Here is a 779-nt window from a genome sequence, read left to right on the forward strand (position 1 = left end):
AACACGGCCAGTGTGATGTCCGGCCGGCTGGCCTACACGCTCGGGCTGGAGGGCCAGGCCGTCACGGTTGACACGGCGTGTTCGTCGTCGCTGGTCGCGTTGCACCTGGCGGTGCAGGCGTTGCGGCAGGGCGAGTGTCAGATGGCGCTGGCCGCGGGTGTGATGGTGATGTCGACTCCCGCGTTGTTCACCGAGTTCGCCCGGCAGCGGGGTCTGGCCGGTGACGGACGGTGCAAGTCGTTCGCCGACGACGCCGACGGCACCGGCTTCGCCGAAGGTGTCGGCGTGCTGATGGTCGAACGGCTCTCCGACGCCCAGCGTCACGGGCATCCGGTGCTGGCGGTGGTGCGTGGTTCGGCGATCAACCAGGACGGCGCCTCGAATGGGTTGACCGCGCCGAATGGTCCCGCCCAGCAGCGGGTCATCCGGCAGGCACTGGCCAACGCGCGGCTGTCGCCGGCGGATGTGGATGCGGTGGAGGCGCACGGTACGGGTACCACGCTGGGTGATCCGATCGAGGCGCAGGCGTTGCTGGCGACCTATGGTCAGGACCGGCAGGCGCCGTTGTGGTTGGGGTCGTTGAAGTCGAACATCGGTCACGCGCAGGCCGCGTCCGGTGTCGGCGGTGTGATCAAGATGGTGATGGCGATGCGGCACGGGATGCTGCCGCGCACCCTGCACGCCGACACCCCGTCGACGCATGTGGACTGGTCGACCGGCGCGGTCAGCCTGTTGAGCGAGGCGCGAACGTGGCCGGGCGGGGCCCGGCCCCGACGCGC

At 70.2% G+C, this 779-nt stretch carries 1 protein-coding gene; it reads left to right on the forward strand.

Annotated features, from left to right (window positions below; all coding sequences use genetic code 11):
- The coding region (locus tag LDL48_RS42615; RefSeq protein ID WP_225260909.1) for a beta-ketoacyl synthase N-terminal-like domain-containing protein at window positions 1–779 on the forward strand (779 nt) is incomplete at both ends.

Source organism: Jidongwangia harbinensis, from assembly GCF_020216025.1.
GTDB lineage: Bacteria > Actinomycetota > Actinomycetes > Mycobacteriales > Micromonosporaceae > Actinoplanes > Actinoplanes harbinensis.